The following is a 7,057-nucleotide window of genomic DNA, read 5'->3' on the forward strand; positions in this document are numbered from 1 at the left end:
GAATCGGTGAAGTGGTCGTGGTGATCGTGGGCTACCTCGTCCAGATGGCTGCCGGGCATGACAGGTTGCCGGTTAACGGCATCGGCGCAGGCCTGATCCAACGCTACCGGGTCAAAGCTGGCGAACATGCCTACATCGGGTACGATAGGCACATCATTCTCGGCGTGGCAGTCACAGTAGGGCGATACATCGATGACCAGATTGATGTGGAACTGGGGACGACCGCTGACGACCGCCTTGCTGTACTCGGCGATTTTGCAGTTTAGGATATCGTTGCTTTCATCCTGCGCGGGGCAGACGGCATCCATCGGGCAGACACCGATGCACCGGCCGCAGCCTACGCACTTGTCATGATCAATGCTGGCCTTGTGGTCGACGATGTGGGGACCATCGTGGGCGCAGATCTTGACGCAGCGGCCGCATCCAATGCAGGCGTCCTGATTGACATAGGGCTTACCGGCACTGTGCATCTCCATCTTGCCGGCGCGGGAACCACAGCCCATGCCGATGTTTTTCAGTGCACCGCCGAAGCCGGTGCATTCGTGCCCCTTGAAGTGGGACAGCGTGATAAACACATCGGCGTCCATGACGGCCCGGCCGATCTTGGCTTCCTTAACATAGGTGCCGCCCTCCACCGGAACCAACACCTCATCGGTGCCTTTCAGGCCGTCGGCAATGATCAACATGGCAGCCTGTGGAGAAAGGCGAAAAACCATTCGTATAGGCAGCGTCCATGTGATCCAGCGCGTTTTTGCGTCCGCCTACATACAGGGTGTTGCAGTCCGTCAGGAACGGCTTGCCGCCCAGCTCCTTGACCACCTTGACCACGACTGCCGCATAGTTGGGCCGCAGAAAAGCTAGGTTGCCCGGCTCGCCGAAGTGAATCTTAATGGCGGTGAATTTGTTAGAAAAATCGATCTGTCCGATCCCGGCGGTCTTGATGAGCCGCTCCAATTTCTGGGGCAGGTTCTCATTGAACGAGGTACGCAGATCGGTGAAATACACTTTCGATGCAGACATGAATACGCCTCCTGTTTGGTGTGTTTGCTCTTGGCTTTATTGTAAAGTACCCACGTCCAAAATGCAACTATCCCCTTAGCAAAACTGCAAATTTTATGGCTTGCCCTTGCGCCTGTGCAGTAAATGGGGTACAATACAAAAAGGATTATCCAAACAAACAGCCGTCCACAAACGGGACGGCCTACAGGGGAAAAGCAATGAAACAATCTTTACAACCCGACTGGCGTTCTCGCCTATGGCAAGCACTGCCTTGGCTGTGGATGGCGGCGGGCTATCTGTTGGATCTGTGGTATCAGTTGGTGCCGGGGCGTTGGATCGTAGACTCTGATCTGGCATCTGAGATGGTGTTGGCGGATCTGCTCAATCAGGAGGGCAGCATAATCAGTACCAACTGGTATTATTCTACCGAATTGAAGGTCGTCAATCTGCAATGGTTTTACCGTTTGGGGTTGATGCTCTTCCCGAATGATTGGCATCTTGCGCGAACTTTCGGCATGATGATCACCTTGGCCTTGTATGCGGCGGTTTTGGTGTTGCTGGCACATTTCGCAGGGCTGGGGCGCGCCGGCCTTTGGATGGCAGGAACTCTCATGTGGCCTTTTGGGCAGCATTATTTGGTTTATGCCATTTATGGGGGCTACTATCTCGTTTACACCTTCTTCTACATCCTCATTTTGGCGCTGATCCTTCGCAGTCAGGACAGGTCTTCCCGGTCTTGTGTCCGGCTGTGGATCCTTGCCTGTGTGGTGGCGGCTATCTCTGGTGTAAACGGCGTCAAACAGCTCATGGTATTCCACGCGCCGCTGCTGTTGGCATCGGCCATTGTGCTGGCCTTGGCATTGCATGATTGCGGGAAGACAGAATGGCGCGGAGCGTTGGCAGCCTGCCGGGCGCAGGTGCGGCTCTTTGTAGCCTCCATTTTGACGGCGGCGGCCTGCGCGGCAGGGTATTTCCTCAGCAATTCGGTGTTGTCGAAACTGTACGACGTCAAATCTTACAATTTTATCGCCTGGAACCGCTCGGACGACTGGTTCACGTTGGACCGCGTTATCATGGACTTTTTCCACGAGTTCGGCTACCAGAACGGGGCACTGCTCTTCCATTTCAGTGGCATTGCTACCGGTATTGGCCTGTTGTTGGGCGTATTCATGGCCTTCTGTATGGTCCGCTTGCTGCTGCGCCTGCGCACGCTGCGTACTACCGATCAGATCCTCGTACTCTTGCTGATCTGCATGGTGGCGGTGTGTGGTGTTTGTTACACCTACTTCCAAGAATATTATCTGTATTTCTGGCTGATGAACCTGCCCATCGGCATCGCGGTGATGGCAGTGGAACTCAAAACCGAGCGATTCCACCTGCCCGGTGTGCGGCAGGCAGCGGCAGTCGCGTTGGCCTGCGCGTTTACGGTGTGTGCGGTACACACGGTGCGCCGGGAAATCGAAAAGCCTTCGCTGGCCCACAAGGGGCTGGATACGGTGGCGGCTTGGCTGGTGGACAATGGGTATACCGAGGGCTATGCTACCTTCTGGAACTGCAATGCGATGATCGAATTGTCCAGTGGACAGTTGGATGTTTGGACGCTGGCCAACCTGAGCGATGATGCGTCGCCGGACTGGCTGCAGAAAAAGGATCATCTGACCACAGACCCCGAGCATCCTTTCCTGCTGGTGGATACTCAGGAGGACGGTCCCGCCGAGGAAATGGGGCTGGTGCAGTATGGGGACTGCGAGAAGGTCTACGAAGATGACCGGTATGTGATCTATGCTTTTGATTCCGCGGCGGATGTACACGCTGCGGCTGCGGCAGCCCGTGCCGCGGACTGACCGAAAAATCCCGCCTAGCGGCGGGCTGTGTAAAGGAGAATGACGATGCGTTACTGCAAAAAATGTACGATGCCTGATACCCGTCCCGGCATTACCTTTGACGCTGAGGGTGTGTGCAGCGCCTGCCGCCACTACGAAAACCGTAAAAATGTGGACTGGGATGCCCGTTTCAAGGAGTTTGAGGCCTACTGCAACAAATACCGTGGCATGAACGGCCCCGGCGGTTATGACTGCGCCGTGGCAGTGTCGGGCGGCAAGGACAGTCATTTTCAGGTCTGGATGCTCAAGGAAGTCATGCACATGAACCCCATCCTGTTCAGTGTGGAGGATAATTTCCCCATGACGCAGGCGGGCGTTCATAACCTGAAGAATATCAGCGAGGAATTTGGCTGCACCATTATCTCCTGCAAGCCCAACATCAAGGTGCAGAAGATCCTCATGCGCAAATTCTTTGAAAAGTACGGCAAACCCACTTGGTATGTGGACCGTCTGATTTACACCTTCCCGCTGCATATGGCGGCTAAATTCAATACCCCTATGCTCTGCTACGGGGAAAATGTCAGCTTTGAGTACGGCGGCAACGCCGATAAAGAAACCTACTCGGCTATGGATCAGATCGAAAATGGCGTGGCCGTGGGCTTCCCCATGGAAGAATTGGTGGGCGACGGCGTCACGGAAAAGGACTTGAGCCTGACCATGGCTCCCAGTGCTGAGGAGCGGGCGAAGCTGGATCCCTTCTATATGAGCTACTTTGTGCCGTGGAATAGCTATAAAAACTACCAGATCGCCAAGGCACATGGCTTCCACGATTTGACCCATGAGTGGGATCGCACCCACCATGCGGAAAACTTTGACCAGATCGATTCCCGCGCCTATCTGGTGCATTCTTGGCTGAAGTATCCCAAGTTCGGTCATGCGGCGGCCACCGATTACACCGCCCGCTACATCCGCTACGGCATGATGACCCGGGAAGAGGCCATTCCCATCATCAAGGAGCGGGACGGCAAACTGGACCCCCTCTGCGTGCGGGACTTCTGCGACTTCTGCGGTTATACCGAGAGTGAGTTCTGGGCCATCATGGACAAGTTCTACAATCGCGATTTGTTTGAAAAGAACGACTGCGGCGAATGGGTGCTGAAAGACCCCATCTGGAAACAGGGCTGATGCAGATGAACGAACAGGAACAACTGGCCGCCTACCGGGCTATGCAGGCGGCTATTCAACAGGAATATGACCGCGCAGCGGACAAGATGGCAGCCCTGAAAGCGCAGGGCAAAGAAAAAACCGCCACCTACCGCCAACTGTTCGCCCGCAAACTGACGCTGAGCGAACTGCTCAGTTGGTATAAAACCTACGGGTTGGTACCGTGAAGCGGAAAATAGGAACGGTCATCCAGACAGATGGGCAGCAGCGTGTTTTCTCGTGGCCTGCCCTTGGGGCGGACGCGTTGGCGTTAGCCTTGGCGGTAGGGCTGCCACTGTATATGCCCAATGGCTATGTGGAGCTCATCGGCCATAAATTTGATTTACTGCTGCGCTGCACAATGATAGCCATGGTATGGTTGGCGTTAGCATGCTTTTGGAAAAATCGGCGCAAAACGGCATTGCGCCGGTTTTCCTTTGTCTGGTTATGGCCGATAGGACTTTGCCTTTGTTATACCGCCGCCTGGTATTTTGCGCAGGACCGTTATACAGCGCTATGGGGACTCAGCGGGCGCAGCAATGGGTTGATGCTCTATCTGGCTTGCACGGTGGTCTATCTGATCGTAGCCGCAGCAGGTACCGCCGAAGGTGCATGGCTGGTTCTGCGGGTGTTGGTGGCCGTGGGGTGCGTGGTGACGGGCATCAGTTGGCTGAATTACTGGATGATCGACCCATTGGATGCCTATTACACCTTTTTACCCGATACGGGCGAGCTGTTTTTGGGGACAGTAGGCAATATCAACTTTTATGGGGCGCTGCTGTGCCTATGTGTGCCGCTGGCGGTGGGGGACTATCTGCGTGGTACGCGTCAAGTAGGGGGCCGCTATGCGGTAGCATTGTGGCTTTGCAGCGGTCTGCTTTGCGCGGGCAGTGATGCGGCTTGGCTTGGCTGCGCAGTAGCGGGACTGGTCTTTTGCTGCACCCGCAAAACCACCACCCGAACTTTGGGGCGTGGAGCAGCGCTTTGCGCGGGCCTAACGGCAATAGCACTGATTACTGGTTTTGGCGCCAATATATGGGTGACTCGTGCGGCACTTCGTACTGTTTCGGCGTGGTTGGCTAGACCATTGGTTGGCATCCCGCTGTTGGTGCTCTTTCTTCTGGCGACCATTTTTCTGTCCCGGTGCCGTTCCCGCCCGGCGGCTGCCTTTATGAAAGGAACCGTGGCGGTGCTTTTGCTGCTGATCGTGGTCTTGTTTGTGGTGGCCAACGTGTGGCAGGGGGGACCAGAAGCTCTTGCGGCACTGCGGTTTGGCGAACATTGGGCTTCCAACCGCGGGTATGTATGGAAACTGCTGTGGATCACCTACACGCAATATATGACGCCGCTGCAAAAACTCATTGGCATGGGTGGCGATGCGGTGAAGGCAAGACTGTATCATGATATGGGGTCTGTTCAGTATATGATCCTGATCAACGGCGAGGCTTTTGACTCTGCGCACAATGAATTTTTGCAGCATCTGATCTGCGGCGGCGCGTTGGGACTGCTTTGTTGGTGTGGTTTTTGCGTAGCGGCACTCCGCCGAGGATTCCGGAATCATCCCGCGTTAGGGGCGGCACTGTTGGCCTATATCGTTCAGTCTTTCTTCAGTATCAGTATGCCGGGGGTATTTCCGCTGGTGTTTGTACTGGCTGGATTGGCAAAACCGGAGCCGATCATCGAGCAAAAAGAAATTTGTACCCGATTGGCAGCAGGCGGCACATTGCTGTTTGCGGCAGCTCTCTCTCTTCTGCTCATACCGTGACGGGAAAAATGTTGTAAAAAGTAAAAAACAAAAGAAAAAATTGTGAATTTTTTTTCTTGAAAAGCGTATGGAAAAGCGCTAAGATAGAAGAGCTTTCGGTTATAGAAAAATGTATCAGATGAAAAGAGGAAGAACGACATGAACAAGAAGATGCTGGCAGTCGTTGCGGCCGTTGCTATGACGGCAGCGATGAGCCTGCCGGTTTTTGCGGAGGATGCAACGCCGGGTGAGATTTCCGAGAACAAGGTAGAGGTTGTTAAGGATCTGCTGGCGAATAAGCCTGTTTGGGATGACAGTGATAAGAGCAAGGCAAAAGAGGCTATTGCTGCATATGTTAGCAATGTCGCCGCAGAAAACAACAATATTGTTACGGAGGATATGGCAACTTGCGCTATTGAAGCATATAGCAAGATGCCGGAAGCATTTGAGCAGGCGGAAAAGGGGGACAGTCCGTTTCTATAGCGAGGCAGGGCAGAGTGAAAATATTACTCTAAACAAGTTGGATATCAGTGGTGAAAAGGATTCTGTTACGATTGACGTAAAGGCCGACAATAAATCCGAGCTTGGCTATATTGTAGATATTCCGATGCCCGGTGTTGCGGATGGCACAGAATATGCCGTTGTATTTTGCAGCAACGGAACAGAATTTATTCAGGATCGCAAAAATGCCAATGAAAATTTTTCCTTTAAGGTAAAAGACGAAGTGCTGACCATCTGGGTACCCCACTTCACCACCTACACGCTGGACAAGCCTTCCACCAGCGGCGGCAACAGCAGCAGCGGCAGCTCTGCGGGTCAAACCTCCACTACGACTCCGACTGCTACGGCAACGCCGGCACCCGGAGATGCCATTCAGTATTACACCTGCCCGGCTTGCGGGTATCACAACTGGACTGCGACGAGCGAAGGCTATCGCTGCGACAACTGTGGTCGTGTTGAGTCTGAAAAGCAACTGTCCGGGTACGGCAACGTCAAGGGCGTTTATGAGCCCACCGCAGCTGTGGCCGAGAACCCCATCAAGGCTACTGGTTCTGACATGAGCCTGATGGTTTTTGCAGTGGTTGCGCTGGTTGGCGTGGCTGCCTGTGGCTTGGGTGTCGCTTCCAAGAAGTCCCGCAAAGGGGAATAAGCGACCCAGTATGATTGTGTGAGGAAACGTAGCAAATGAGAAAACAAACTTTCCATTCTGCCGCGTCCAAACAGAAAAACGGCAAGGGGAAGAAGCTGCTTCTTCCTCTTGCTTTTTCTGTCATTGCGCTGATCGCGG

Annotated in this window: 6 protein-coding genes and 1 pseudogene; 6 read left to right on the forward strand and 1 reads right to left on the reverse strand. The window is 54.1% G+C overall.

Features of this window, described 5'->3' with window-relative positions; translation table 11 throughout:
- Window positions 1-1,020: pseudogene (locus tag Q0526_RS13075) on the reverse strand (DUF362 domain-containing protein); the annotation flags it as partial.
- Window positions 1,021-1,217: 197 nt separating this feature from the next.
- Between Q0526_RS13075 and Q0526_RS13080 the strand changes: the two are divergent.
- The 6 genes from Q0526_RS13080 to Q0526_RS13105 all read left to right on the forward strand — a co-directional run bounded on the left by Q0526_RS13080 (window position 1,218) and on the right by Q0526_RS13105 (window position 6,919).
- Window positions 1,218-2,843 (forward strand): hypothetical protein, encoded by a 1,626-nt coding sequence (locus Q0526_RS13080; protein ID WP_298734370.1) that lies wholly within the window; start codon window positions 1,218-1,220, stop codon window positions 2,841-2,843.
- A 45-nt stretch (window positions 2,844-2,888) separates the two neighbouring features.
- A complete protein-coding gene (locus Q0526_RS13085) occupies window positions 2,889-4,007 on the forward strand; it encodes an N-acetyl sugar amidotransferase (RefSeq protein WP_298734372.1) in 1,119 nt (372 codons plus the stop codon).
- Window positions 4,007-4,213, forward strand: coding sequence for a hypothetical protein (locus Q0526_RS13090; RefSeq protein ID WP_298734375.1), 207 nt, complete (start codon window positions 4,007-4,009; stop codon window positions 4,211-4,213). The genes Q0526_RS13085 and Q0526_RS13090 overlap by 1 nt, the downstream gene beginning before the upstream one ends.
- Window positions 4,210-5,790: an O-antigen ligase family protein gene (locus tag Q0526_RS13095; protein WP_298734377.1), complete on the forward strand. Its 1,581-nt coding sequence runs from the start codon at window positions 4,210-4,212 to the stop codon at window positions 5,788-5,790. Before Q0526_RS13090 ends, Q0526_RS13095 begins: the two co-directional genes overlap by 4 nt.
- Before the next feature lie 138 nt (window positions 5,791-5,928).
- A complete protein-coding gene (locus tag Q0526_RS13100) occupies window positions 5,929-6,252 on the forward strand; it encodes a hypothetical protein (protein WP_298734380.1) in 324 nt (107 codons plus the stop codon).
- A 37-nt stretch (window positions 6,253-6,289) separates the two neighbouring features.
- Entirely contained in the window at window positions 6,290-6,919 is a 630-nt protein-coding gene (locus tag Q0526_RS13105; RefSeq protein WP_298734383.1) for a hypothetical protein, read from the forward strand.
- Window positions 6,920-7,057: the final 138 nt, after the last annotated feature.

This window comes from uncultured Subdoligranulum sp. (genome assembly GCF_937890665.1).

What these genes read in the sequence shown, in the direction of transcription:
- Q0526_RS13080 (WP_298734370.1), top strand. Translation starts at nt 1,218, where the DNA reads ATGAAACAATCTTTACAACCCGACTGGCGTTCTCGCCTATGGCAAGCA.
- Q0526_RS13085 (WP_298734372.1), top strand. Translation starts at nt 2,889, where the DNA reads ATGCGTTACTGCAAAAAATGTACGATGCCTGATACCCGTCCCGGCATT.
- Q0526_RS13090 (WP_298734375.1), top strand. Translation starts at nt 4,007, where the DNA reads ATGCAGATGAACGAACAGGAACAACTGGCCGCCTACCGGGCTATGCAG.
- Q0526_RS13100 (WP_298734380.1), top strand. Translation starts at nt 5,929, where the DNA reads ATGAACAAGAAGATGCTGGCAGTCGTTGCGGCCGTTGCTATGACGGCA.